Raw genomic sequence first — 23026 nt, forward strand, 5'->3', positions numbered from 1 at the left:
CCCATCGACCCCGCCACCGCCCGCGCCCTGGCCCTGGGCGGGACCTGGAAACGCCTGGTCACCGACCCCCTCACCGGCACCGTCCTGGACCTCGGACGCACCCGCTACCGGCCCCCGCCCGACCTCGCCGAGCTCATCCGCCTGCGCGACAAGACCTGCTTCCGCCCCGGCTGCGGCGCCCGCGCCTCCGGCTGCCAGCTCGACCACACCATCCCCTTCGCCCGCGGCGGCACCACCGCCTGGGAAAACCTCGGCGCCGCCTGCTCCGTCGACCACCCCCTCAAGACCGACGGCCACTTCCACGTCCGCCAGACCACCCCCGGCATCTTCGAATGGACCTCCAAACGCACCGGCCGCACCTACCGCCGCGAGACCGACGGCACCACCACACCCCTCAACCCCCGCACCGGCCAACCCCTCACACCACCCGAGGACGCCCCACCACCTTTCTGACCGCCACCACCTCTAACCAGGTCGTCCCCTTCTTCCCGTTCGCTTCCGTTCCCTGAAGCGCCGAGCATTCGGGCGCCGCCAGGACGTCAACCGGGTCGGCGCCGACACGTGGGGGAGGCGCGAAGTCCGTACCTGTCGGGTAAAGATGTCCGCGTGGGAGACGTCGTCACGGCCGCCAGCGAGTGGTGGGAGCAGGCGCGGATACGTTTGCAGCCCGACGCGGTACCTGCGGGTCTCGGAACCTGGGCGCTGGTGGTGCTCGCCATCGTCGTCGCAGTGGTGCTCCTACCGCCGCTGTGGCGACAGGCGCGCGTGCTCGTCACCGTGGTCCACGAGCTCGGCCACGGCCTCGTCGGGGTGCTGTGCGGGCGCCGCTTCACCGGCCTCGTGCTGCGCGGCGACATGTCCGGTCATGCGGTGACGGTGGGTCCGGTGCGCGGCGCCGGCCGTGTCCTCTCGACCTGGGCCGGCTATCCCGCGCCGGCTGTCGTCGGTGCTGCCTCCGTCCAGGCCGCCGACGCGGGTTGGGCGGCGCCCCTCCTGGCGGTGACGGCGCTGGTGCTGCTGGTGTCCCTCGTGCGCGTGCGCTCCTGGTACACCGCCTTGGTCATGGTCGCGGTGACTGCGATCACCGGCGCGCTGTGGTGGTGGGGATCGGGCCATCTCCAGGCCGCACTGGTGCTGGGCACCGGCACGTTCCTCGTGGTCGGCGCGTGGCGCCACCTGGGCGCGGTGCTCTCGCGCCCGTCGCCGAGCTCGGACCCGTCGGTCCTCGCGCAGCTGACGTGGCTGCCGCGGTGGGGCTGGATCTTCTCGTTCGCCGTCGCCCTCGCCGGCGCCACCTGGTGGGCAGCCGGCCCGCTCCTCGAGCTCGCGGGCGGCGTCGCCGGCTGACTTGCGCCAGCGCGGGACGAAGGGGGGCGAGCCCCGCCGTGCGACGCCACCGGTGCGGGCAGGCCACGCCTCCACGAACGTCGCCACATGTCGGATAGATAACGAGCGGAGCGTTATCTATTTGTTACCTTGCCGGCGCGCACCGGACGCGGGCGGGTCGTCGTTCGTCCGCGCCCGATCGACCGCCCGTCCGCGGCCGCCATCGGCTGCCGCTTCGGTCGTCGCGCGCACGCCCCGGCGACCATCAACGAAAGAGCCCTCCGCCATGCCACGCCTCCTCCGTCCGCTCGCCGCTGTCGCCATCGCCCTGCTGGGCGTCGTGACGGCGGCGCCCACCGCCTCGGCCGCCACAGAGGTGAGGACCGGCTTCATCACCGGCTACACGATTCACGACAACGACCCCGCGGGTCGTGCGATCGCCTACCCCGGGACCTTTCACGATCAGGCGGGTGGGACCGGCACGTACGACGACCCCATCACCCTTGCCGCGCAGGTGGGTGACTACGCTCCGGGCACCCGGATCTACATTCCCCATGTCGATCGGTACTTCGCCATCGAGGACAGCTGTGCCAGCTGCGGCGGGCGCGACGAGTGGATCGACATGTGGATCGGTGGGGAGCTCTCCGACCCGGCTGGGGCCACCGCGGCCTGCGCCGCCGCCTTCACCGGCACCTTCGAGTTCGAGGTGAACCCGCCCCGGGGTCGCCACGTCGTCGCGGGACCGCTCTTCGACTCCGCCACCGACACGTGCTACGTGCCCACGCCGGGCAGCCCTGCCAGGCGGGCCCCGCAGCCGCAGCCGGCCCCGCAGCCGCAGCCCCAGGCCGCCACCGGGTTGCCGACGGCGGCGCCGAGCGAGGCGGCGTCGGCACCCGCTCCCAAGCCCGCGGCGACCAGGGCGCCGGCGCAGTCCGCACCGTCCCAGCGGGCCTCGGCGTCTGCCCCCGAGACACCCTCGGCCCGGCAGTTGACGCCGGCCCCCGAGGCGGAGGCCGCGGATACCGTGGATGGCGAGACCGGCGAGACGACATCCGCGGTGCCCGAGAAGGTCGCCAAGGCGCCGCTGCGCATCGACGCCTCGGACGTCGCTACCGAAGACGTCGCTACCGAAAACGCGGCGGCGCCTTCTCCCGACCTGTGGGCGCGCATCACGGCGTGGCTCGACTCGCTGGGCGAGTCCATATTCGGTCGCTGAGGCACCTCCACCGACGCGGTGCCCGCCGAGGCGAGCCCGCCGAGGCGAGCCCGCCGAGGCGGCCGACACGCGCACTATCAACGAAAAACGCGCGCCGAGCCTCGTGCACGCGAGTGGCGCTCCCCACGCGGATCCCGACCGGAGTCGGGTGAGCAGTTACGTCTTTGTTATCTTCACCCCGAAGCACCAGGCCCTCCTGGTGCCCGCCCGAGGAGAGAATCGCACCAATGCCCCGCCTGCTCCGGCCGCTGGCCGCCACGACCGTCGCGCTCACCGGCGTGGCTTGGATGGCGCCCGCTGCCTCAGCCGCTGCCGACGAGGCGCCCCTGGCTGCCTCCCGGCCCGTGTCGGCCGACCTCAAGCCCGGAGCCGGGACGTCGACGGCGGATGCCGCGGACCCCCGGACCGAGGGCAGCGACAAGGCCCCGAGCCCCACGCCCCACCCTGCGGACACCCCGACGAGCGGCTCCGCGGGCGAGAGTGGCAGCTCGGACAAGGGCACCACCGCCGACCCGAGCACCCCCGCTCCGGACGAGACGGCCACCGAGCGGCCGACCGACAAGCCCACGCCGGGCAATCCCAGCCACGCCCCGGAGCGGAAACCGACCGACAAGCCGACCGCGGACGGTGAGGCGACCGGGGAGGGGCATGAGACCGAGTCCCCCAAGCCCGGCGAACCCAAGACCACCGAGCCCAGGACCGACGAGCAGACGCCACGTGACGGGCAGCGGGACACGCGGACGGACCGCGGCGAGACCGACCGGCGCGACGGCGGCGACTCGCGAACCGACCGCGAGGACAAGCAGGACGACGAGCCCGAGGTCGTCCGGGTGCCGGACGTGTGGGGCAAGATCACCTCCTGGTTCGACTCCGTGCGCGAGAAGCTCTTCGGCTGACGCCGGCGCCGCAGCCCCTCTCGGTCGCGACCTCCCGCTCGCACCCGGCAGGCCCGGCGCTACGATCCAGGTGCCGTGCGACGGCGCCGGGAGCCGCGATGAACCTCGAGAAGGTGATCTTCGGGTTCTTCGTCGTGCTTGCCGCAACCCTGAACTTCGGCTTCTTCATCGGGGACATCGCCGACCCGGCCCTGCACAACATCTTCGAGCTCTTCGCGGCCGTCGTCGTCAACCTCATCGCCACGGTGCTGAAGTTCGGTGACCGCACCCAGATCGGCGCCGTGCACCTGGCCACCAGCCTGGTCGCCGACCTGCAGCTGATCGCCGCGGCGACCGTCTGGGCCTACGCCGCCGCGGTCACGGCGGGCCCGCTGAGCCCGGCGGCGACGTCGAGCGTCGTCTCCCTCTCCGGGGGCGCGCTGCTCGCCAACCTCGTCTCCGTCACGCTCCTGCTCATCGAGACCGTCTCGTTCCACCGTCGCTAGCGCTCAGGGGGCGTGCCGTGGGCAACCCGCTGCTGGTCTTCTGGTACCGCCTCTTCGGCCCGACCGTGACGCCCCGCGCCGCGGGTCGCGAGCCGGCCGGGACGTCCACCGAGCAGGCCACCGCGACGGTGTTCCTGGTCCTGCGCCGGATGCGACCGCCGCTCATCGTGCTCGTCCTCATCTTCGCCGTCAGCGTCCTCGGGCTCATGCTCATCCCGGGCCGCGACGCTGCCGGCAACCCCGCGCCCCTCGGCCTGCTGCACGCCTTCTACGTCATGGCCTACACCGCCACGACCATCGGCTTCGGCGAGCTGCCGCACCCGTTCACCGACGCCCAGCGCGTATGGGTGACGTTCTGCATCTTCCTCTCCGTGATCGGCTGGGCGTACGCCATCGGCACGCTCCTCGCGCTGCTGCAGGACCGGGCGTTCCGCCGGGCGGTGGCGCTGCAGCGCTTCGCCCGCAGCGTGCGACGCCTCCGCGAGCCGTTCTGGCTCATGGCCGGGCAGGGGCAGACGGGGCGGCTGCTCGGCGACTCCCTCGACGTGCTCCGTCGGCGCTTCGTCGTCGTCGACACCTCGGAGACGCGGATCGCCGAGCTCGACACCCGCTCCTACCACTCCGACGTCCCCGGCCTGGCGGGCGACCCCCGCAACCCCGGGCACCTCCTTGCTGCCGGGCTCGCGCACCCGCGCTGCGCCGGCGTCCTCGCCCTGGCCGAGGACGACCGGACCAACCTCGCCGTCACCGTCACGGCCGCGCTCCTGCGCCCGGGCCTGCCCGTCGTGGCCCGTACCCTCTCGCGGCGGGTGGCCGAGCGCATGGCGGCCGTCGCGGGGCCCACGGTCATCAACCCCTTCGACGTCTTCGGCGAGCAGCTGCGCCTGGCCCTGCAGGCCCCGGCCGGGTACCAGCTCGTCCGCTGGCTCACCGCCCTGCCCGGCGAGCCGATGCCGGAGCGGGGCCACGGGGTGCCGCCGGGACGGTGGGTCCTCTACGGCTACGGCCGGTTCGGGCAGGAGCTCGCGGCCGACCTGCGCGGGGCCGGGCTCGAGGTCACCGTCGTCGACCAGGGCACGACGACGAGCGCGGACCCGTCGGTCATCAGGACCGACGAGCCCGAGGACCAGGTCATGGAGCGTGCCGAGGTGCGCGGCGCCGTCGGGCTCATCGCCGCGACCGACGACGACGTCACGAACCTCGCGCTGGTCGCCGCCGCCCGGCGCGCCAACCCGCACCTGTTCCTCGTCGCCCGGCAGAACGCCGGGGCCAGCGAGCCGCTGTTCGCGGCGCTGGACGCCGACCTCGTCGTCGTGCCGGCCGAGGTCGTCGCGCACGAGGTGCTCGCCCACCTGGGCAGCCCGGTGCTCCTGCACTTCCTCAAGGAGGTGCCCCGCCGCGACGAGGCGTGGGCGGAGGACGTCGTCGGCCGGCTGGGGACCAGGTGCGGCCGGGCGCCCCTGGTGACCTGGGAGGTCGCACTCACCCGCGAGCGTGCCGGCGCGCTGCAGCCGTGGCTGGGCACCGGCGAGGCGCGGCTGGGTGACCTGCTGCGCAGCCCCGACGACCGCGACCGGGCCATCCCGGCCGTCCCGCTCGTCGTCGCCCGGGGCGAGGATCGCCTCGTCACCCCGGGCGACGACCTCGTGCTCGTGCCCGGGGACGCCCTGCTGCTCGCCGGGCTGCCGGGCGCGCGGCAGGACCTCGAGAACGTCCTGGTGGACGAGGCGACGCGGGAGTACGTCGTCCACGGCCGCGAGGTGCCCACCGGGTGGCTCTGGCGCACGCTCGCCCGGGAGCGGGCGGGGGCGCGGCGGGGCTGAGGCTCAGCGGTCGGAGGTCAGCACCGTCGCGAGGCTGTCCAGCGCGCCGGGCATCAGGCCGTAGTAGGCGTTCACGCCACGCTTCTCGCGGGTGAGGATGCCGGCGTCCACGAGGACCTTGAGGTGGTGGGAGACCGTGGGCTGGCTGAGCTCGACGACGTCGGTGAGGTCGCAGACGCACATCTCGCCCGCCTGGTCCTGACCGATGAGGGAGAGCAGGCGCAGGCGAGTCGGATCCGCGATGGCCTTGAGGATCGCGGCCAGCTCGATGGCGCTGGCCTCACCGAGGGGCTCGCGGGTGATCGGCGCGCAGCACTCGTCCGCCAGCGGCAGCGGGGTGCGGGACGTCATGGCGACATCCTACCCAGGTATCGATGCACGTCGATATTGACCGGCGTCGATGCCGTCTGTCACAGTGTCCATCGACACGCATCGATGGAGGGCTGATGGGGGCGACGGAAGAGCTCCGCGAGCAGGTCCGCCGGCATTACGTCGCGGCCGCGCGCAGGACGGGGGAGGCCGCGGCGTCCGCCTGCGGCTGCGAGGGTGCGGGCGGCGACGCCGGATGCCGCGGCGACATCGGACGCGACGCCGCGTGCTGCGGCGACAGGCGATCGGACGAGTCCTTCGGGCTCGCCCTGTACGACGCGACCAGCGCCGCGGCGCTCCCGCTCGAGGCCCGGCTGGCCTCGCTCGGGTGCGGCAACCCCGTTGCCGTCGCCGAGCTCCACCTGGGCGAGCGGGTGCTCGACCTGGGCGCCGGCGGCGGCATCGACGTCCTGCTCTCCGCCCGCCGGGCGGGACCGACCGGCTTCGCCTACGGCGTGGACATGACGCCGGAGATGCTCGAGCTGGCCCGGGCGAACGCGGCGCGCGCCGGCGCCACGAACGTCGAGTTCCTCGCCGGCACCATCGAGGACGTGCCGCTGCCGGACGGCGCCGTCGACGTCGTCATCTCCAACTGCGTGGTCAACCTCTCGACGGACAAGCCCGCGGTGCTCGCGGAGATGTTCCGGGTGCTCGCGCCGGGCGGGCGGATCGGGATCAGCGACGTCGTGGCGGAGGACCGCCTCAGCCCGCGCGAACGGACCGAGCGCGGGTCGTACGTCGGCTGCGTGGCGGGCGCGCTCTCGCGCACCGAGTACCTGCAGGGCCTCGCGGCGGTCGGCTTCGCCGACGCAGAGGTGACCTTCACCCACCAGGTCGCGGACGGCATGCACGCGGCCATCGTCCGCGCCGGCAAGCCGGGAGACGCGCGGGCGGACGAGACGGGAGAGCTGTGATGGATTGGTGGCTGCAGCTGCACGAGTACCGGGCCGCGGACCTCGCCCGGGAGGCGCAGGACGCTCACCTGCGGCGGAGCCTGCCTCGTCCGGTCGGCACCCGCCGGACGGCCGCGGGGATCCTGCTGGGATGGCTGGCGCCCGGGCTGGCCCGGCTGGAGGGACCGCGGCGGACGGGGACCGCGATCGCCCAGCGGCAGGCAGCGGCGCCACGCGCGCCGAGGGTCGACGTGCGCCGGGGCGCCGCCGTGCCCTGCCCGGCCTGCTGATCGGGGTCTGAGCGGCGGGCGGCGATCACCCGGACCCGGGCCGCGGCGTGGTCTGCTGCACCGCCCAGCGGTTGCCGTCGGGGTCCGCGAAGAACACGAACGACCCCCACGGGAAGTCCTGGATCTCGCTGACCGCGACGCCGCGCCCGGCCAGCTCCTCGCGCGCGGCCTCGATGTCGGTGACCACCATCTGCAGGCCCTCGACCGAGCCCGGTGCCATCGAGCTGAGTCCGGTGCCGATGGCGATGGAGGCGGGGGAGCCCGGTGGCGTGAGCTGGACGAAGCGCACCCCGCCGCCCACCTCGTGGTCGTGGTCGAGGACGAAGCCGGCCTGCTCGGTGTAGAAGGCCTTGGCCCGGTCGACGTCGGCGACGGGCACCTGGACGAGCTCGAGGCGGAAGTCCATGGCCGGACGGTACCGGCGCGCCGTCGGCGGCGGACGGGAAACGACGGACGCCGCCGTCCTCACCAGCTGGTCGGCTTCCCCGCGTGTGGAGCCAGGCGGCGAAGAAGCGGCCCAGGCCCTGGGTGAGGCCGGGCGCTCGGCCCCGGCACGACGAACGACGAAACCCCTGCACCGAGGGTGCAGGGGCTGGCGTCCGTCCTGAGAGCGGGTGACGGGAATCGAACCCGCGCCGTCAGCTTGGGAAGCTGAAGTTCTACCATTGAACTACACCCGCGTGCGCCGGAGCGCGTCGCCACTATACCTATCCGGGCGGGGTGCGTGGAAACCGTTCGGGGCCCGAAGGTCTCCCCGGGCGCATGAGATGCACCACGGTGCGCGACGCCGCGGCGGACGCGACGGTGGACGAGGGGCGTCCGGGCCCGGTGGCACAATCGCACGCGTGCTGCTCTCCGACCGTGACATCCGCGTGCAGATCGACGCCGGGCGGGTCGTGCTCGACCCCTTCGAGCCGAACATGATCCAGCCCGCCAGCCTCGACGTGCGCCTGGACCGGTACTTCCGGCTCTTCGACAACCACAAGTACCCCGTCATCGACCCCTCGCAGGACCAGCCGGAGCTCACGCGCCTCGTCGACGCGGGACCCGACTCGCCGCTCGTGCTCCACCCCGGCGAGTTCGTGCTCGGCGCGACGTACGAGTCGGTGACCCTGCCCGACGACATCGCGGCCCGGCTCGAGGGCAAGTCCTCCCTCGGACGGCTGGGGCTGCTCACCCACTCCACGGCCGGGTTCATCGACCCGGGGTTCACCGGCCATGTCACCCTCGAGCTGTCCAACACCGCGACGATGCCGATCATGCTCTGGCCGGGGATGAAGATCGGCCAGCTGTGCTTCTTCCAGCTCTCCTCCGCGGCCGAGGCGCCCTACGGCTCCGGCGCCCGCGGCTCGCGGTACCAGGGCCAGCGCGGGCCGACGGCCTCGCGCTCCTACCTCAACTTCACGCGCACGATCATCGAGTAGGTCGACGATGCCGGACCTGACGCCCCTGGACCGCGCGCTGGCGACGGCGCACCACGTCCTCGTCCTCGCCGAGGACGTCGACCCCGACGAGCTCGAGGCCCTCGCGGTCTCGCGCAGCACCGAGGCCGGCTGGGCCGGCCCCGCCGAGCTGCAGCTCCTGCCCGGCGTGGTGCTCACCGGGCCGTGGGGCGTCGACGAGGAGCTGCGCGCCGCGTTCGACCTGCCCGCCTGGGCCCAGCAGGCCTTCGTCCTGCTCGCCCCGGTCCAGCGCGGCGGGCCGCTGCCGGCCGCGCTGCGCGGCGTCGACCCCGTGCTCGACGCCTTCCCGGACGGGGTGCCCGAGGGCGTGGAGTCCGAGGCGATCGGCCACCTCCGCGCCTTCGCCCGCCGGCTGCGCGGCGCCCTGCGCCTGGCCGGGACCGGCGCCGTCGTCGTCGCCGACCCCGACGCCGCCATCGACCTCACCGTTCTCGCGCCGGTCTGGCTCGAGCACGACGCCGGCCTCGAGGTCCTCCGCCCGGTGCTGCCCGGCCTGCGCTCCGCCCTCGACGACATCCCCGCCGAGCTCGTCGACAACGAGCTCGAGGGGTACATGCTCCTCGCCGACCTCGGCGAGGGCAGCCTCGTCGAGATCCACGTCACCGGGCTCGAGCAGGTCCCGCTCGTGCTGCGCGGGACGGCGTGGGCGGCCGACGGCGTCGTCTCCTACGAGATCCGGTGGCGCCCGGCCCGTCCCGACCTCGCCCACAGCGGCCGCCCGCCCCTGGGCATCCGCCAGGAGCGGACCCGCGCGGCCGGGCTCATCGAGGCGGCCGCGTCAGCGCTGCACGCGGTGGTCGAGGGGGAGATCTGCGACGACGACGGCTTCCTCGTCGACCCGGAGGACCTCACGCACTAGCCGGGACCCGGTGGGCGCCGCGCCACACCAGCCACAGCACCGGCACGACGACGGCGCCGCCGAGCGCGGCGAGCGCGGGGAAGCCCAGCAGCGCCATGAGCGGCCCGGACATGATGGCGCCGAGGGCGGCGGCCGCGTTCATGGCCGTGTCGCCCAGGCCCTGCACGAGCGGCCGCGCCGGCGCCGGCACCGACTGCGACAACAGGGCCGACGCCGGCACCGTCACCACGGACCAGCCCAGCCCGAGCAGCGTCAGCGCGACCGCCACCGCCGCCGTCGAGCCCGCCCCCAGCGCGCCGACGACGGCGGCCGCGGCGAGGACGCCCTGGCCGACGACGATCACGGGCACCCGGCCGAACCGGTCCGCCGCGGCGCCGACCACGGGGGCAAGGGCGAACATGCCGAGCACGTGCAGGCTGATGGCCAGGCCGATGACGGTGACGGTGTCGCCGTGGTGACTGAGGTGCACCGGCGTCATGGTCATCACCGAGACCATCGAGACGTGCGCGAGCACGAGCGCGAGCAGGGCGAACCGGCCCGTCGGGGCGGCGCGAACGAGCCGCAGCGCCGCGCCGAGGCCGGCGGACCGGTGGTGGGCGGCGGGCCCCGGCTCGGCGGCGGTGTGGCGCTGGGCGAGGCGCAGAGGGTCCGGCCGCAGCCCGGCGAGGACCACCGTGCCCGTGACCACGAGCAGCGCCGCGGCCAGGACGAACGCGCCGGACAGCGGCGGCAGGCCCACCCGGGCGGCCAGCGCCTCCCCGGGCACGCCCATGTTGGGCCCCAGCACCGCCCCGAACGTCCCCACCCACACCACGAGGGCGAGGCTGCGCGCCCGGTGCGCCGGCTCGGCCAGGTCGGTGGCGGCGAACCGCGCCTGCAGCTGGGCGGCGGCCCCGCCGCCCATGCCGAGCATGCCCAGGATCAGCAGCGCCACCGACCCGGTCACCGCCGCGAGCACGAGCAGCCCCGCCCCGGCCGCCGCGAGCCACCAGCCCAGGGCCAGCGCCCGGCCGCGCCCGCGCCGGGCCGCGAGCGCCGCCAGCGGCAGCGCGAGCAGGGCGGCGCCCACCGTCGAGCCGGCGCGGGCGACGCCGGCCCAGGTGTCCGAGTGCGCCACCGAGGCGGCGAGCAGGACGCCCACCGAGGGCGCGGCGCCGATCCCGAGGGACCCGAGCACCTGCCCGACCAGCAGCGTCGTCCTGGTGCGCCGGCGCACCGCCGCGACCTCGGGCAGCGCGAGCCAGGACCCCGGCTCCGCCGCATCGCTCACCTCAGCGCTCCTGACCCCGGCGCACGCCGGCGCGGAGCAGCTGGGTGAGAAGTGCCACGCCGGCACACGACGCCGAGGACGGCGGGGACGGCGGGGACGGCGCGGGCGGGGGATGCGGTCTGCGGCACTTCGGGTCCTCCCGCGGGGTCCAGGGCCCGCTCACGGTACCGCCGCGCCAGCGCGACGCCGCGAACCACGTGGCCGCGCCGCAGGTCCGCAGCCAGATTGCCCCTCTGGTCGCGACCAGAAGGGCGGCCTGGGCGCCGAGGGCCAGGGGAGCGATTCGACGCCGTCGCCGTCGGGAAGTAGTTGGGCCGATACGACCGTCGGGCGCCGTCTTGTTATGCTGAGGCCTCAGAACCCCATCCCTGCCACCGGCACGTGGCTGCCCCGCACGTTCACGCGCCCGGCGGATGTCCTTCTGGAGCCTGCCCGAACGACGTGACGGAGCCGCCTTGCTGCAACTGCTGATGATCCACGCCGTGGCGGCCCTGCTCGCGCCGGCGATCGTCGGCAGGTTCGGGCGCCGGGCGTTCCTCGCCCTCGCCGTCGCCCCGGCAGCGGCCGCCGTGTGGGCGGCGACGCAGACGAGCCAGGTCCTCGCCGGGAACTACCCGGTGCAGGAGGTCGCCTGGGTCCCCACGCTGAGCATCGACCTGGCCTTCCGGCTCGACGTCCTCGCGTGGCTCATGGTGCTCATCGTCGGCGGCGTCGGCGCCCTGGTGCTGGTCTACTGCGCCGCCTACTTCTCACCGAGCGCCACCGCGCTGGGCCGCTTCGCCGGGGTGTTCGTCGCCTTCGCGGGCGCGATGCTCGGCCTGGTCACCACGGACAACTCCCTCGCGCTGTACGTGTTCTGGGAGCTGACGACGATCTTCTCGTTCCTGCTCATCGGCCACTACCACGAGCGGCAAGTCTCCCGCCGGGCCGCGATGCAGGCGATCATCGTCACCACCTTCGGCGGCCTCGCCATGCTGGCCGGGGTGATCGCGCTCGGCGAGGTCGCCGGCGGCTCCTACCGCATCAGCGAGCTGGTCAGCTCCGCGGCCGCAGGCCAGCTCGGCGTCGGGGCGCCCCCCGCCCTCGTGCCCGTCGCCGTCTTCCTCGTGCTCCTCGGCGCCCTGAGCAAGTCCGCCCAGATCCCGTTCCACTTCTGGCTGCCTGCCGCCATGGCCGCGCCGACCCCGGTCAGCGCCTACCTGCACGCCGCCGCCATGGTCAAGGCCGGCGTGTACCTCGTGGCGCGGTTCGCCCCCGGCTTCGCCGACCTGCCGATCTGGCGCTGGACGGTGCTCGCCCTCGGGCTGGGCAGCATGCTCGTGGGCGGGTACCGGGCCCTGCGCCAGCACGACCTCAAGCTGCTCCTGGCCTTCGGGACCGTCTCCCAGCTGGGCCTCATCATCGTGCTCGTCGGCTACGGCACCGCCGCGGTCACCCTGGCCGGCCTGGCCCTGCTCGCCGCGCACGCCCTGTTCAAGGCCACCCTGTTCCTCGTCGTCGGCATCATCGACTGGTCCGTGGGCACCCGTGACCTGCGCGAGCTGTCCGGGCTGGGCCGGCGCATGCCCGTCCTCGCCGGCGCCGCCGCGCTGGCCACCGCCTCGATGGCCGGCATCCCCCCGCTGGCCGGCTACGTCGCCAAGGAGGGGGCCCTGCAGGGCCTGGCCGACGGCGGCACCTCGCTGGACTGGGCGGTGTTCGCCGTCGTCGCGGTCGGCTCGGCGCTCACCGTCGCCTACGCGCTGCGGTTCTGGTGGGGCGCGTTCGGGAACCGGCCCGGGGTCGAGGTGCCGATGACGCAGCGCACCTCCCGGCTCATCATGGCCGCGCCCGTCACGCTCGCGGTGCTCAGCCTCGCCGTCGGGCTCACCCCGGGGCTGAGCGACCGGGCCTACGCGCCCTTCGCCGCGACGCTGCCCGGCCCCCCGGGCCACCTGGCCCTGTGGGGCGGGGTCGGGCCGGCCCTGCTCACCACCGTGGCGGTGCTCGCCGTCGGCGTGGCGATGTTCGTGGGCCGCCGCGGCGTCGAGCGGGCCCAGGACGCGGTGTGGGAGGTCACCGGCGCGAAGGACCACTACCGCACCCTGCTGCGCGGCCTGGACAACCTCGCCGCCGACGTCACGGCGGTGACCCAGCGTGGTTCGCTGCCCGGCTACCTCTCGATCATCCTCGTCGCGGTGGTCGTCACCGCCGGCGGCGCGGGGCTGGTGCTGGGGGACACCTGGCCGGAGCGGCTGCGGCTGTGGGACAGCCCCATGCAGGGCACGGTGGCCCTCGTCGTCGCGGCGGCCGCGCTGCTCGTCGCCCGGGCGCGGCGGCGGCTCAAGGCCGTGCTGCTCCTCGGGGTCTCCGGCTACGGCGTCGCCCTGCTCTTCGAGCTGCACGGCGCCCCCGACCTGGCCCTCACCCAGGTGCTGGTCGAGACGGTCACCCTCGTCGTGTTCGTCCTCGTGCTGCGCCGCCTGCCGGCGTACTTCTCGAACCGGCCGCTGGCCGCCTCGCGCTGGTGGCGGGCCATCCTCGGCGCCGTCGTCGGCATCACCGTGGCGGTCCTCGGCGTGCTGGCCGCGGGGGCCCGCATCCACCTGCCCGTCTCGGTGAACTTCCCCGAGGAGGCCTACCAGTTCGGGTACGGCAAGAACGTCGTCAACGTCACCATCGTCGACATCCGCGCCTGGGACACGATGGGCGAGATCTCGGTGATCGTCGTGGCCGCCACCGGTGTCGCGTCCCTGATCTTCCTGCGCGCCCGCACCGGCCGGATCGACCGGGCGGCGCGCCTGGCCGAGGCCCGCGAGCGGCACCAGGTCTGGGGCGGCGGGCAGCCCGACCCCGCCGCGCGGCTGCGCCGGCCGCCCGGGTCGGAGACCCCGGCGGAGGGCATCCGGGTGCCCGGTCGGGGGCGCACCTGGCTGACCGGCCCGGTGACCCTCGCGCCGCAGCGCCGGTCGGTGATCTTCGAGATCGGCACCCGGCTGGTCTTCCACACCATGCTGGTGTTCTCGGTGTTCCTGCTCTTCGCCGGTCACAACGCCCCCGGCGGCGGGTTCGCCGGCGGCCTGGTCGCCGGCATCGCGCTGATCGTGCGCTACCTCGCGGGCGGTCGCTACGAGCTCGGCGAGGCCGCCCCCATCCACCCCGGTGTGCTGCTCGGCTCCGGTCTGTTCCTCTCCGCCGGCTGGGGCCTGGTCTCGCTGCTGTTCGGCCGCACGGTGCTGGAGAGCACGGTGGTCGACCTCCACCTGCCGATCTTCGGTGACGTGCACCTGGCCACCGCCCTGTTCTTCGACATCGGTGTCTACCTCGTGGTCATCGGGCTGGTGCTGGACATCCTGCGCTCCCTCGGCGCCGAGGTGGACCGCCAGGGCGAGCTCGAGGGCCACCAGGCCCCGGACATCGCCTTCGACGACCCCCGCCCGGCGCCCGACGACGCCCTGCCCGCCGCGGACACCCGCGCGGACGCCCTGCCCGCCGCGGACGTCCGCGGCACCGACCGCCCCGGAGGTGACCGATGATCGAGATGGCCCCCTCGCTGGTGCTCGTCGTGCTCGTGGCGGTGCTCGTCGGCACCGGCGTGTACCTCCTGCTGGAGCGCTCGCTCTCGCGCATCATCATCGGCACCGCGCTGATCTCCAACGGCATCAACGTCCTCATGCTGGTGGCCGGCGGCCGCGCCGGCGGCGCGCCGATCCTCGGCGAGACCGCCCCCGGGGACATGTCCGACCCGCTGCCCCAGGCGATGGTGCTCACCGCCATCGTCATCACCCTGGGCATGACGGCGTTCCTGCTCGCCATGGCCTACCGCTCCTGGCAGCTCAACGGCCACGACGAGGTCCAGGACGACCTCGAGGACCGGCGCATCGCCCGGCGCGCGGCCCGCGACGAGCTCTCCGAGCGCGCCACCGACGACGCCGGCACCACCCTGGCCCAGGACGCGGCCATCGCCCGCGACGAGACCTCCACCGCCGAGGAGGACTCGCTCGAGCACGCGGCCCACGGCCACCACCCACCCGCGCTCGGCGCGGACGACAAGGAGGTCCGATGACCTGGCTCGTCGCCCTCCCCGTCGCCCTGCCGCTGGTCGGGGCCGGCTTCGCGCTGGCGCTGGCCCGCTACCGCCGCCTCCAGGGCATCGTCTCGGTCACCACCCTCTCGCTGGTGCTCGCCGTCGCCGTCGTCCTGCTCGTGGAGGTGGGCAACGGGCCGATCGTGCTCGACGTCGGCAACTGGGCCGCCCCGGTGGGCATCGCGCTCGTCGCGGACCGGCTCGCCGCGCTCATGCTCGTCATCTCCGTCACCGTCACCCTCGCCGTCCTGGTCTACTCCCTGGCCCAGGGCCTCGCGGACGGCGACCGCGGCGCGCCGCTGGCGATCTACCACCCGACGTTCCTCGTGCTCTCCGCCGGGGTGTCCAACGCGTTCCTCGCCGGCGACCTGTTCAACCTCTACGTCGGCTTCGAGATCCTCCTCGCCGCGAGCTTCGTGCTCATCACCCTCTCGGGCACCCGCGAGCGGGTGCGCTCGGGCACGATCTACGTCGTCGTCTCCCTCGTCAGCTCCATGGTGTTCCTCACCGCGCTGGCGCTGATCTACGCCGCGACCGGCACGGTGAACCTGGCGCAGCTGGCCGTGCGCCTGCCCGAGCTCGGCCAGGGCACCCAGCTGGTGCTGCAGCTCATGCTGCTCGTCGCGTTCGCGATCAAGGCGGCGATCTTCCCGCTGTCCGCGTGGCTGCCGGACTCCTACCCGACGGCGCCCGCCCCGGTCACCGCCGTGTTCGCCGGCCTGCTGACCAAGGTCGGGGTCTACGCGATCATCCGCACCCAGGTGCTGCTCTTCCCCGACGGGCGGCTGGACACCCTGCTCATGTGGCTGGCGCTGGCGACCATGCTCGTCGGCATCCTCGGCGCGGTGGCGCAGGAGGACATCAAGCGGCTCCTGTCCTTCACGCTGGTCAGCCACATCGGTTACATGATCTGGGGCATCGCCACGGCCAGCGTCGCCGGGCTCTCCGCGGCGATCTTCTACGTGGCCCACCACATCACCGTGCAGACCTCCCTGTTCCTCGTCGCCGGGCTCATCGAGCGGCGCGGCGGGACGACGTCGCTGGTGCGCCTGGGCTCCCTCGCGCGGGTCGCGCCGCTGCTGGCGGTGCTGTTCTTCATCCCGGCCATGAACCTCGCCGGCATCCCGCCGATGACCGGCTTCCTGGGCAAGACGGGCCTCATCGAGGCCGCCGCCCAGGAGGGCACGGCGATGTCCTGGGCGCTCATCGCCGGCGGGCTCATCACCTCCCTGCTCACCCTGTACGCCATCACCAAGACGTGGAACATGGCGTTCTGGCAGGAGGCCCCCGAGCCCCTGCCCGAGACGACGACGCCGCGGGCGATGGTCGGCTCGGCCGGCGCCCTCGTCGTGTTCTCCCTGGTGCTGATGGTCCTGGCCGGCCCGCTGTACGCCTACACCGACCGGGCCGCCGCCGACCTGCGCGCCCGCACCCCCTACATCAGCGCCGTCCTGCCCGAGGGGGGCCGGGGGACCGGGCAGTCCTCCAACATCGCCCAGCAGGGCGATCGCGGGCCGGTCGCGGCACCGACCGAGGCCCCGACCGAGGCCGCGACGGGAGGTGCGCGATGACCGCCCCGACCCCCCGCCGGCGCCGCTGGCCCCGCGCGTCCTGGGGCATGCTCGTCTGGCTCACCGCCGTGTGGGTGCTGCTGTGGGGCGACATCACCCTCGGCAACGCCGTCGCCGGGCTCGCCGTGGCGCTGCTGGTCACCACCGTCGCCCCGCTCCCGCACGCCCCGTTCGACGGGCGCTTCCGGCCCTGGGGCGTGGTGCGCCTCGTGGTCCGCTTCGCCTGGGACGTCGTCGTGGCCTCCGCGCAGATCTCGTGGCTGGCGCTGCGCGGGCGCCAGCCCGAGGGCGCCGTCATCCGCGTGCGCCTGCGCGGACACTCCGACACCTACCTCGCCACGACCGCCGGCATGACGTCCCTGGTGCCGGGCTCGATCGTGGTCGAGGCGCACCGGCTGACCGGCACCTTGTACATCCACGTCTTCGACGTCGCCCTCGCCGGCGGGCTGGAGGCGGCGCACCGCACGGTCCTGGCGCAGGAGGAGCGCATCCTGCGGGCCTTCGCCTCCGACGACCAGCTGGTCGACGCCGGGTACGTGCCAGGGTCCTCGCCCCGCGCGGGGCACCTGCCGGCCGGCGCCCCGGGCGTCCAGGAGGGAACGCGATGACCGCCGTCTACACGTTCTGCACCGTCGTCCTGGGCGTGGCCCTGATCGTCGCGCTGGTGCGCATGGAGCGCGGCCCGAGCATGCTCGACCGGGTCGTGGCGCTGGACGTCGTCACCGCCGCGGTGCTCGGGTCCATCGCCGTCATCACCGCCCGCACGAACCGGACCGACCTGGTGCCGGTGCTCGTGGTGCTCTCGATCGTCGGGTTCGTCGGCTCCGTGGTGATCGCGCGGTTCGTCGCCGTCGAGCGGGCCGAGGACGCCCGCATCCTCACCCAGGAGGAGGTGCGCGAGGTGCTCGCCCAGCAGAACGCCATCGACGACGAGGCCGAGCCGGTCCACGACCCGGACGCCGCCCGCGCCCGGGAGGCCGGGATCGACTCCGCGGGTTCTCGCGGGCCGGTCCTGGGCCTGGAGGTCGAGCCCGAGGCGCCCCCGCGCGACGGCGAGATGGGCGAGGGCGCGCGGGGGGCGGACCGATGAGCTGGACCACCGTGGCCGACGTCGTGGGGGCCGTGTGCCTCGTGGCGGGCTCCACCCTGACCCTGGTGACCGCCCTGGCGGTCAACATCTTCCGCGACCTGCTCTCCCGCATGCACGCCGCCACCAAGCCGCAGGTGCTCGGGCTGGTGCTCATGATGACCGGGGTCGCGCTGATCGTCCGGAACCCGGTGGTGGACTGGACCCTCGTGCTGGTCGTCGCCTTCCAGCTCATCACCGCGCCGATCTCGGCGCACATGGTGGGTCGCGCGGGGTACCGCACCGGCAAGGTGGACCCCTCGCGGCTGGTCGTCGACGAGCTCACCGAGGACCTCGAGGCCTCCCAGCGCCAGGCCCGCGGGGAGCGGGCCGGGGCGGACGACGGCGCCGAGCGGTAGCGCCGAGTCCTCCGGGCCCACCGGCGACGGGCGCGTCAGGACGCGCGTCGCCCCGCCCTCAGGACGCCCCGGCCGCCTTCGCCCGCAGCTGCGCCTCGCTCTGCCGCACCGACTCCGGGACGTCGTCGAAGTCCGCGAGCTCGGCGACCTGGCGCACCTCGATGACCATCTCGGGCCCGTACTCCTCGGTCGGCTCGAACGGCACCCGGCGGGCCCACTCGACCGCCTCCTCGCGGCTGGCGACCTGGATCATCCAGAACCCGGCGAGCAGCTCCTTGGACTCGGTGAACGGCCCGTCGGAGACGTGCGCGCCGGAGGCGTCGTGGGTCACCCGGGCGCCGGTCGTGCTGGGCAGCAGGCCCTCGGCGACGAGCAGCGCGCCGGCGTCCGACAGCGCCCGGTTGTAGCGGTCCATCGCCTCGAAGATCTCCGGCGAGGGCATCTGGTCCGGCCGGGGGTCGCCCTTGAGCAGCAGCATGAAGCGCATCGTCGTCCTCCCTCGGGTGCGAAGGCCTCGTGGCCTTCACCGTCGCGTCGAACGGGCGGCGCGCGGATCGACAGGGCATGATCGGTCCCGGGCGCGAATGCGCGGACACGTCACGAGGGAGAGAGCCGGATGGACATCGGCCAGAGGGTGGTCACGACGGGCGCGCTGCTCGTGTCGGGCCTGGTGGCCCGCAAGGTGCTGGACGTGGGCTGGAAGGCCGTCACCGGCCACCAGCCCCCGCAGGACCCCGACGACCCGGGCGTGAAGATGTGGGAGGTCGTCGTCTTCGCCGCCATCTCCGGCGCCCTGGTGGGTCTCTCGCGCCAGCTTGCCATGCGCGGCGCGGCCAAGTGGTACGGCGGCCCGGCCGCCAAGCAGGCGCAGCAGCAGGCGTCCTGACGCCTGCGCGGGCCGTGTAGGCTCGGCCTCGAACGACAGGGGAGCGCCGCAGCGGCGCTGAGAGTGCGGACAGCCGCAGACCCTCGAACCTGCACCGGTTAGCACCGGCGAAGGAAGTCGGGAACGTCTCTCCCTGCCGTCGCGGCCGCGGCGCGCGGGGCGGCGGCAGGCCCTCCTGAGCAGAGGAGAGCCTTGAGCACCACCACCGCCCCGAACAGACCCGCGGGCCGCGGCCCCCGATCTCGCCGTCGGGCCGCCGCGGCCCTCGCCGGCGCCGCCCTCGCGCTGGCCGGCTGCAGCCTCACCGGCGGCGAGCCCGCCGCCACCGGCTCCGGCGGCGCCGCGGGCACGCTGACCGTGGTCACCCACGACTCCTTCCACCTCAGCGAGCCCCTCCTCGACCGGTTCACCCAGGAGACCGGCTACCAGCTCAAGCTCGTGGCGCCCGGCGACGCCGGCGCCCTCGTCAACCAGCTGATCCTCACCAAGGACTCCCCGCTCGGCGACGTCGTCTACGGCATCGACAACTCCTTCGCCGCCCGCGCCGTCGACGCCGGGGTCCTCCAGCCCTACACCTCCGACGCCCTGCCCGCCTCGGCCGCGCCGTACGCCGACGGCGGCTCGCTCACCCCGGTGGACATGGGCGACGTGTGCGTCAACGTCGACCACACCTGGTTCGCCGAGCACGGGGTGGCCGAGCCGGCCAGCCTGCAGGACCTCGCCGAGCCGGCCTACAAGGACCTGCTCGTGGTGACCAACCCCGCCACGTCCTCGCCCGGGCTGGCCTTCCTGCTCGCCACCGTCGGCGCCTACGGCGCGGACGGCTTCGAGGGGTACTGGCAGCGGCTGCGGGACAACGGCGTCAAGGTGGTCGACAGCTGGTCGGACGCCTACTACGTCGACTTCTCCGGCTCCGAGGGGGCCGGCCCGCGCCCGCTCGTGCTCTCCTACGCCTCCTCCCCGGCGGCGGAGGTGCCCGCGGACGGCTCGGCCCCGCGCACCGGGGCGCTGCTGGACACCTGCTTCCGGCAGGTGGAGTACGCCGGGGTCCTCGCCGGGACGACCAACGCCGACGGCGCGGAGAAGTTCGTCGACTTCCTGCTGTCCCGGGACGTCCAGGCCGACATCCCCGGCCAGATGTACATGTACCCGGTCGACGCGACCGTGCGGCTGCCCGACGCCTGGGCCGCCCACGCCCCGCTGGCCGACACGCCGTCCACCGTCGCCCCCGCGGACATCAGCGCCCACCGCGAGGAATGGATCGACGCCTGGACGCGGGTCGTGATCGGCTGATGACCCAGACCGCCCCGCCCCGCCCGGCCGGGCCGGCGCCCGGCCCCACCCGGACCCCGCCGGCGGCGCCGCCGCCCGCGCGCCGGGCCGCGGCGCCGCACCGCTGGCCCGGGTGGCTGGGCTGGGCGGTCGCGGCGGGGATCCCGCTGGCCTTCCTCGGGGTCTTCTTCGCCTGGCCGGTGCTCTCGCTGGTCGGCCGCGGCTTCGTCCCCGACGGCGCGCTCGACCTCTCGGGCGTCACCGACGTCCTGTCGCGCCCGCGCACCTGGCGCATCCTCGGCCAGACCCTCACCCAGGCGGTGCTGGGCACCGCCGGCGCGGTGCTGCTCGGCCTGCCCGGCGCCTACGTGCTCTACCGGTGCCGCTTCCGCGGGCGCGGGCTGGTCCGCGCGATGGCGACGGTCCCGTTCGTGCTGCCCACCGTCGTCGTCGGCGTGGCGTTCCGCTCGCTGCTCGCCGAGGGCGGCCCGCTGGGCTTCCTCCGCCTGGACGGCACGCAGGCCGCCGTCGTGCTGGCGTTGGTGTTCTTCAACTACGCAGTGGTCGTGCGCACCGTGGGCGGCCTGTGGGCGCGGCTCGACCCGCGCGCCGAGCAGGCCGCCCGCGCCCTCGGCGCCTCGCCGTGGCGGGCGTTCCTCACCGTCACCCTGCCGGCCCTGGCCCCGGCGATCGCCTCGGCCGCCTCGATCGTCTTCCTGTTCTGCGCCACCGCCTTCGGGGTGGTGCTCGTCCTGGGCGGGGCCCGCTACGGCACCGTGGAGACCGAGATCTGGGTGCAGACCACCCAGTTCCTCGACCTGCGCGCCGCCGCGGTGCTCTCGGTGGTCCAGGTGGTCCTCGTCGGCGCCGCGCTCGCCCTCGCCGGGCGCGCCCGGCGCCGCAGCGAGCGGGCGCTGCAGCTGGGCACCGCCGAGGCGGCCCACCCGCTGCGGCTGCGCCGCGGCGCCCGGCCGGGCCCGGACCTGGTGCCCGCCCTGGTGACCGCCGTCGTCGTCGGCCTGCTCCTCCTCCTGCCGCTGGCGGGACTGGTGGTCCGCTCGCTGCGCACCGCCGACGGGTGGGGGCCGGGCAACTACCTCGCGCTCGGCACCACCGGCGGGGACAACGCGCTGACCGTGACGGTGTGGGAGGCCACGGCCAACTCCCTGCGCATCGCGGTGGACGCCACGACCCTGGCCGTCGTCGTCGGGGTGCTCGTGGCCCTGGTGGCCTCCCGCCGGCCCCGCTCGGCGGCCGGGCGGCGCGCCGTCGGCCTGGTCGACGCGCTGTTCATGCTGCCGCTCGGGGTCTCCGCCGTCACCGTCGGGTTCGGGTTCCTCATCACCCTCGACCACCCGCCGCTGGACCTGCGCACCTCCCCGGTGCTCGTGCCCATCGCCCAGGCCGTGGTGGCGGTGCCGCTGGTGGTGCGCACCCTGCTGCCGGTGCTGCGCGCCATCGACCCGCGCCAGCGCGAGGTCGCCGCCATGCTGGGGGCCTCGCGCGGGCGGGTGCTGGCCACCGTGGACGGGCCGTACCTCGTGCGCGGGCTGGGGCTGGCGATCGGGTTCGCCTTCGCGGTCTCGCTGGGGGAGTTCGGGGCGACGACGTTCCTCGCCCGGCCCGACCGGCCCACCCTGCCGGTGGTGATCTTCCGGCTCCTCGGGCGCCCCGGCGCGGAGAACTACGGCATGGCCCTGGCCGCGTCCGTGGTGCTGGCGGTGCTCACCGCCGGCGTCATGGCCCTGGCCGAGCGGCTGCGCACGACGGAGGCCACGGCATGGTGAACAACGAGGGCGCCGGGCTGGCGGTGCGCGACCTCGTCGCCACCTACCCCGGCGCGGACGGGCCGGCGACGGCGGTGGCCGGCGTCGACCTCGACGTCCCGGTCGGCGAGGTGGTCGCCCTGCTCGGGGCCTCCGGCTCGGGCAAGTCCTCCCTGCTGCGCGCCGTCGCCGGCCTCGAGCCGGTGGCCGGGGGCACCGTGCGCTGGGCCGGGCGGGACCTGGCGGGCGTGCCCGTGCACCTGCGCGGCTTCGGGCTGATGTTCCAGGACGGCCAGCTCTTCCCGCACCGCTCCGTGGCCGGCAACGTCGGCTACGGCCTCGCCATGGCCCGGCTGCCGCGCGCGGAGCGGCGCCGCCGCGTCCAGCGGCTGCTCGACCTGGTCGGGCTGACCGGGTTCGGCCCGCGGGCGGTGCGCACGCTGTCCGGCGGGCAGGCCCAGCGGGTGGCGCTGGCCCGGGCGCTGGCCCCGCAGCCGGCGCTGCTGCTCCTCGACGAGCCCCTCTCGGCGCTCGACCGCGGCCTGCGCGAGCACCTGACCGGCGAGCTGCGCGACATCCTGCGCGCCACCGGCACCACCGCCCTGTACGTCACCCACGACCACGACGAGGCCTTCACCGTCGCCGACCGGGTGGCGGTGATGATCGACGGCCGGCTCGCCCAGGTCGACGCCCCGGACCGGCTCTGGCGCGCCCCGGCGGGCCGGGAGGTGGCCGCCTTCCTCGGGTACGGGCCCTTCCTGCCCGCGCAGGTGACCGACGGTGCGGCCCGCACCGCCCTGGGCGAGGTGCCGCTGGGCCACGGCGGTGCCGGCGGGGCGGTGCCGCCCGGCCCGGCGCTGCTCGGGCTGGCCCCGACCGCGTTGCGCGTCAGCGGCGACGGCGGCATCCCGGTCGACGTCGCGGCCGTCCGGTTCCGGCGCGGGCGCAGCGAGCTCGACGTCGTCCTGCCCGACGGGCAGCGGGCCACCGCCGTCGCCGGGCCCCACCCGGTGGCGGCGCGACGGGTCCGGGTGCGGCTGGACCCGGCCGCCGCGGTGGTGGTGCCCACGGACCGTGGTTAGCCTGCCGC

General features: G+C 74.8%; 24 protein-coding genes, 1 tRNA gene and 1 riboswitch. Of the genes, 20 read left to right on the top strand and 5 right to left on the bottom strand.

Annotated features, from left to right (window positions below):
- The 6 genes from GD880_RS10805 to GD880_RS10830 form a co-directional block, all read left to right on the top strand.
- A partial coding sequence (locus GD880_RS10805) for an HNH endonuclease (protein ID WP_193314455.1) occupies positions 1–453 on the top strand: 453 nt, incomplete at its 5' end.
- Between the two features lie 153 nt (positions 454–606).
- Positions 607–1347 carry a M50 family metallopeptidase gene (locus GD880_RS10810; protein ID WP_226909573.1) on the top strand — a complete coding sequence of 247 codons (741 nt, stop codon included), beginning with the start codon at positions 607–609 and terminating at the stop codon, positions 1345–1347.
- Positions 1348–1666: 319 nt separating this feature from the next.
- A complete protein-coding gene (locus GD880_RS10815; protein WP_152231644.1) occupies positions 1667–2542 on the top strand; it encodes a hypothetical protein in 876 nt (291 codons plus the stop codon).
- A 227-nt stretch (positions 2543–2769) separates the two neighbouring features.
- Positions 2770–3438 carry a hypothetical protein gene (locus tag GD880_RS10820; protein WP_152231645.1) on the top strand — a complete coding sequence of 223 codons (669 nt, stop codon included), beginning with the start codon at positions 2770–2772 and terminating at the stop codon, positions 3436–3438.
- A gap of 98 nt (positions 3439–3536) precedes the next feature.
- Entirely contained in the window at positions 3537–3923 is a 387-nt protein-coding gene (locus tag GD880_RS10825; protein ID WP_152231646.1) for a DUF6394 family protein, read from the top strand.
- A gap of 17 nt (positions 3924–3940) precedes the next feature.
- The gene (locus tag GD880_RS10830) at positions 3941–5746 is read left to right on the top strand and encodes a potassium channel protein (RefSeq protein ID WP_152231647.1); all 1806 of its coding nucleotides are present in this window, start codon (positions 3941–3943) and stop codon (positions 5744–5746) included.
- Between the two features lie 3 nt (positions 5747–5749).
- Here GD880_RS10830 and GD880_RS10835 read toward each other — a convergent pair whose 3' ends face one another.
- Complete coding sequence (locus tag GD880_RS10835) at positions 5750–6097, bottom strand: ArsR/SmtB family transcription factor (RefSeq protein ID WP_152231648.1); 348 nt, start codon at positions 6095–6097, stop codon at positions 5750–5752.
- Positions 6098–6192: 95 nt separating this feature from the next.
- On the opposite strand from GD880_RS10835, the gene arsM reads away from it, so the two are divergent.
- Positions 6193–7029 (top strand): arsenite methyltransferase, encoded by an 837-nt coding sequence (gene arsM, locus GD880_RS10840; RefSeq protein WP_152231649.1) that lies wholly within the window; start codon positions 6193–6195, stop codon positions 7027–7029.
- Entirely contained in the window at positions 7029–7298 is a 270-nt protein-coding gene (locus GD880_RS10845; protein WP_152231650.1) for a hypothetical protein, read from the top strand. Before arsM ends, GD880_RS10845 begins: the two co-directional genes overlap by 1 nt.
- A gap of 25 nt (positions 7299–7323) precedes the next feature.
- Here the strand turns inward: GD880_RS10845 and GD880_RS10850 are convergent, their stop codons facing one another.
- Positions 7324–7704, bottom strand: coding sequence for a VOC family protein (locus GD880_RS10850; RefSeq protein ID WP_152231651.1), 381 nt, complete (start codon positions 7702–7704; stop codon positions 7324–7326).
- Positions 7705–7907: 203 nt separating this feature from the next.
- Positions 7908–7978 (bottom strand) — tRNA-Gly (locus GD880_RS10855).
- A gap of 165 nt (positions 7979–8143) precedes the next feature.
- Between GD880_RS10855 and dcd the strand changes: the two genes are divergently transcribed.
- Entirely contained in the window at positions 8144–8722 is a 579-nt protein-coding gene (dcd, locus tag GD880_RS10860) for a dCTP deaminase (protein WP_193314456.1), read from the top strand.
- Between the two features lie 7 nt (positions 8723–8729).
- The gene (locus GD880_RS10865; RefSeq protein WP_152231653.1) at positions 8730–9620 is read left to right on the top strand and encodes a hypothetical protein; all 891 of its coding nucleotides are present in this window, start codon (positions 8730–8732) and stop codon (positions 9618–9620) included.
- On the opposite strand, the gene GD880_RS10870 is transcribed toward GD880_RS10865, so the two are convergent.
- Entirely contained in the window at positions 9610–10890 is a 1281-nt protein-coding gene (locus GD880_RS10870; protein WP_226909574.1) for an MFS transporter, read from the bottom strand. The genes GD880_RS10865 and GD880_RS10870 overlap by 11 nt on opposite strands.
- A 455-nt stretch (positions 10891–11345) precedes the next feature.
- Between GD880_RS10870 and GD880_RS10875 the strand changes: the two genes are divergently transcribed.
- Genes GD880_RS10875 through mnhG form a run of 6 tightly spaced genes read left to right on the top strand, consistent with a single transcriptional unit; the run spans position 11346 to position 18012 of the window.
- Positions 11346–14405 carry a Na+/H+ antiporter subunit A gene (locus GD880_RS10875; RefSeq protein WP_152231654.1) on the top strand — a complete coding sequence of 1020 codons (3060 nt, stop codon included), beginning with the start codon at positions 11346–11348 and terminating at the stop codon, positions 14403–14405.
- Positions 14402–14935, top strand: a complete 534-nt coding sequence (locus GD880_RS10880; RefSeq protein WP_152231655.1) for a Na(+)/H(+) antiporter subunit C — start codon at positions 14402–14404, stop codon at positions 14933–14935. The genes GD880_RS10875 and GD880_RS10880 overlap by 4 nt, the downstream gene beginning before the upstream one ends.
- The gene (locus tag GD880_RS10885; RefSeq protein WP_152231656.1) at positions 14932–16527 is read left to right on the top strand and encodes a Na+/H+ antiporter subunit D; all 1596 of its coding nucleotides are present in this window, start codon (positions 14932–14934) and stop codon (positions 16525–16527) included. The genes GD880_RS10880 and GD880_RS10885 overlap by 4 nt, the downstream gene beginning before the upstream one ends.
- Positions 16524–17135 (top strand): Na+/H+ antiporter subunit E, encoded by a 612-nt coding sequence (locus GD880_RS10890; protein WP_152231657.1) that lies wholly within the window; start codon positions 16524–16526, stop codon positions 17133–17135. The genes GD880_RS10885 and GD880_RS10890 overlap by 4 nt, the downstream gene beginning before the upstream one ends.
- On the top strand, positions 17132–17617 hold the full coding sequence (locus GD880_RS20730; protein ID WP_226909575.1) for a monovalent cation/H+ antiporter complex subunit F: 486 nt from the start codon (positions 17132–17134) through the stop codon (positions 17615–17617). Before GD880_RS10890 ends, GD880_RS20730 begins: the two co-directional genes overlap by 4 nt.
- A complete protein-coding gene (mnhG, locus tag GD880_RS10900) occupies positions 17614–18012 on the top strand; it encodes a monovalent cation/H(+) antiporter subunit G (protein ID WP_152231658.1) in 399 nt (132 codons plus the stop codon). Before GD880_RS20730 ends, mnhG begins: the two co-directional genes overlap by 4 nt.
- A gap of 58 nt (positions 18013–18070) precedes the next feature.
- On the opposite strand, the gene GD880_RS10905 is transcribed toward mnhG, so the two are convergent.
- Entirely contained in the window at positions 18071–18499 is a 429-nt protein-coding gene (locus GD880_RS10905; RefSeq protein ID WP_152231659.1) for a YciI family protein, read from the bottom strand.
- A 129-nt stretch (positions 18500–18628) separates the two neighbouring features.
- Here GD880_RS10905 and GD880_RS10910 point away from each other — a divergent pair, with 129 nt between their 5' ends.
- The 4 genes from GD880_RS10910 to GD880_RS10925 all read left to right on the top strand — a co-directional run bounded on the left by GD880_RS10910 (position 18629) and on the right by GD880_RS10925 (position 23018).
- Complete coding sequence (locus GD880_RS10910; protein ID WP_152231660.1) at positions 18629–18898, top strand: DUF4235 domain-containing protein; 270 nt, start codon at positions 18629–18631, stop codon at positions 18896–18898.
- Between the two features lie 27 nt (positions 18899–18925).
- Positions 18926–19031: riboswitch (TPP riboswitch) on the top strand.
- 59 nt (positions 19032–19090) lie between these two features.
- A complete protein-coding gene (locus GD880_RS10915) occupies positions 19091–20191 on the top strand; it encodes a thiamine ABC transporter substrate-binding protein (RefSeq protein ID WP_152231661.1) in 1101 nt (366 codons plus the stop codon).
- Positions 20191–21957, top strand: a complete 1767-nt coding sequence (locus GD880_RS10920; RefSeq protein WP_152231662.1) for an ABC transporter permease — start codon at positions 20191–20193, stop codon at positions 21955–21957. The genes GD880_RS10915 and GD880_RS10920 overlap by 1 nt, the downstream gene beginning before the upstream one ends.
- The gene (locus tag GD880_RS10925) at positions 21951–23018 is read left to right on the top strand and encodes an ABC transporter ATP-binding protein (RefSeq protein ID WP_152231663.1); all 1068 of its coding nucleotides are present in this window, start codon (positions 21951–21953) and stop codon (positions 23016–23018) included. Before GD880_RS10920 ends, GD880_RS10925 begins: the two co-directional genes overlap by 7 nt.
- Positions 23019–23026 lie beyond the last annotated feature (8 nt).

The organism is Georgenia ruanii, from assembly GCF_009193175.1.
GTDB lineage: Bacteria > Actinomycetota > Actinomycetes > Actinomycetales > Actinomycetaceae > Georgenia > Georgenia ruanii.

Excerpts from the sequence above, each read along its gene's own strand:
- GD880_RS10820 (WP_152231645.1), top strand. The coding sequence starts at position 2,770 with ATGCCCCGCCTGCTCCGGCCGCTGGCCGCCACGACCGTCGCGCTCACC.
- GD880_RS10825 (WP_152231646.1), top strand. The coding sequence starts at position 3,537 with ATGAACCTCGAGAAGGTGATCTTCGGGTTCTTCGTCGTGCTTGCCGCA.
- GD880_RS10835 (WP_152231648.1), bottom strand. The coding sequence starts at position 6,097 with ATGACGTCCCGCACCCCGCTGCCGCTGGCGGACGAGTGCTGCGCGCCG.
- arsM (WP_152231649.1), top strand. The coding sequence starts at position 6,193 with ATGGGGGCGACGGAAGAGCTCCGCGAGCAGGTCCGCCGGCATTACGTC.
- GD880_RS10845 (WP_152231650.1), top strand. The coding sequence starts at position 7,029 with ATGGATTGGTGGCTGCAGCTGCACGAGTACCGGGCCGCGGACCTCGCC.
- GD880_RS10850 (WP_152231651.1), bottom strand. The coding sequence starts at position 7,704 with ATGGACTTCCGCCTCGAGCTCGTCCAGGTGCCCGTCGCCGACGTCGAC.
- GD880_RS10865 (WP_152231653.1), top strand. The coding sequence starts at position 8,730 with ATGCCGGACCTGACGCCCCTGGACCGCGCGCTGGCGACGGCGCACCAC.
- GD880_RS10880 (WP_152231655.1), top strand. The coding sequence starts at position 14,402 with ATGATCGAGATGGCCCCCTCGCTGGTGCTCGTCGTGCTCGTGGCGGTG.
- GD880_RS10885 (WP_152231656.1), top strand. The coding sequence starts at position 14,932 with ATGACCTGGCTCGTCGCCCTCCCCGTCGCCCTGCCGCTGGTCGGGGCC.
- GD880_RS10890 (WP_152231657.1), top strand. The coding sequence starts at position 16,524 with ATGACCGCCCCGACCCCCCGCCGGCGCCGCTGGCCCCGCGCGTCCTGG.
- GD880_RS20730 (WP_226909575.1), top strand. The coding sequence starts at position 17,132 with ATGACCGCCGTCTACACGTTCTGCACCGTCGTCCTGGGCGTGGCCCTG.
- mnhG (WP_152231658.1), top strand. The coding sequence starts at position 17,614 with ATGAGCTGGACCACCGTGGCCGACGTCGTGGGGGCCGTGTGCCTCGTG.
- GD880_RS10905 (WP_152231659.1), bottom strand. The coding sequence starts at position 18,499 with ATGCGCTTCATGCTGCTGCTCAAGGGCGACCCCCGGCCGGACCAGATG.
- GD880_RS10910 (WP_152231660.1), top strand. The coding sequence starts at position 18,629 with ATGGACATCGGCCAGAGGGTGGTCACGACGGGCGCGCTGCTCGTGTCG.
- GD880_RS10920 (WP_152231662.1), top strand. The coding sequence starts at position 20,191 with ATGACCCAGACCGCCCCGCCCCGCCCGGCCGGGCCGGCGCCCGGCCCC.
- GD880_RS10925 (WP_152231663.1), top strand. The coding sequence starts at position 21,951 with ATGGTGAACAACGAGGGCGCCGGGCTGGCGGTGCGCGACCTCGTCGCC.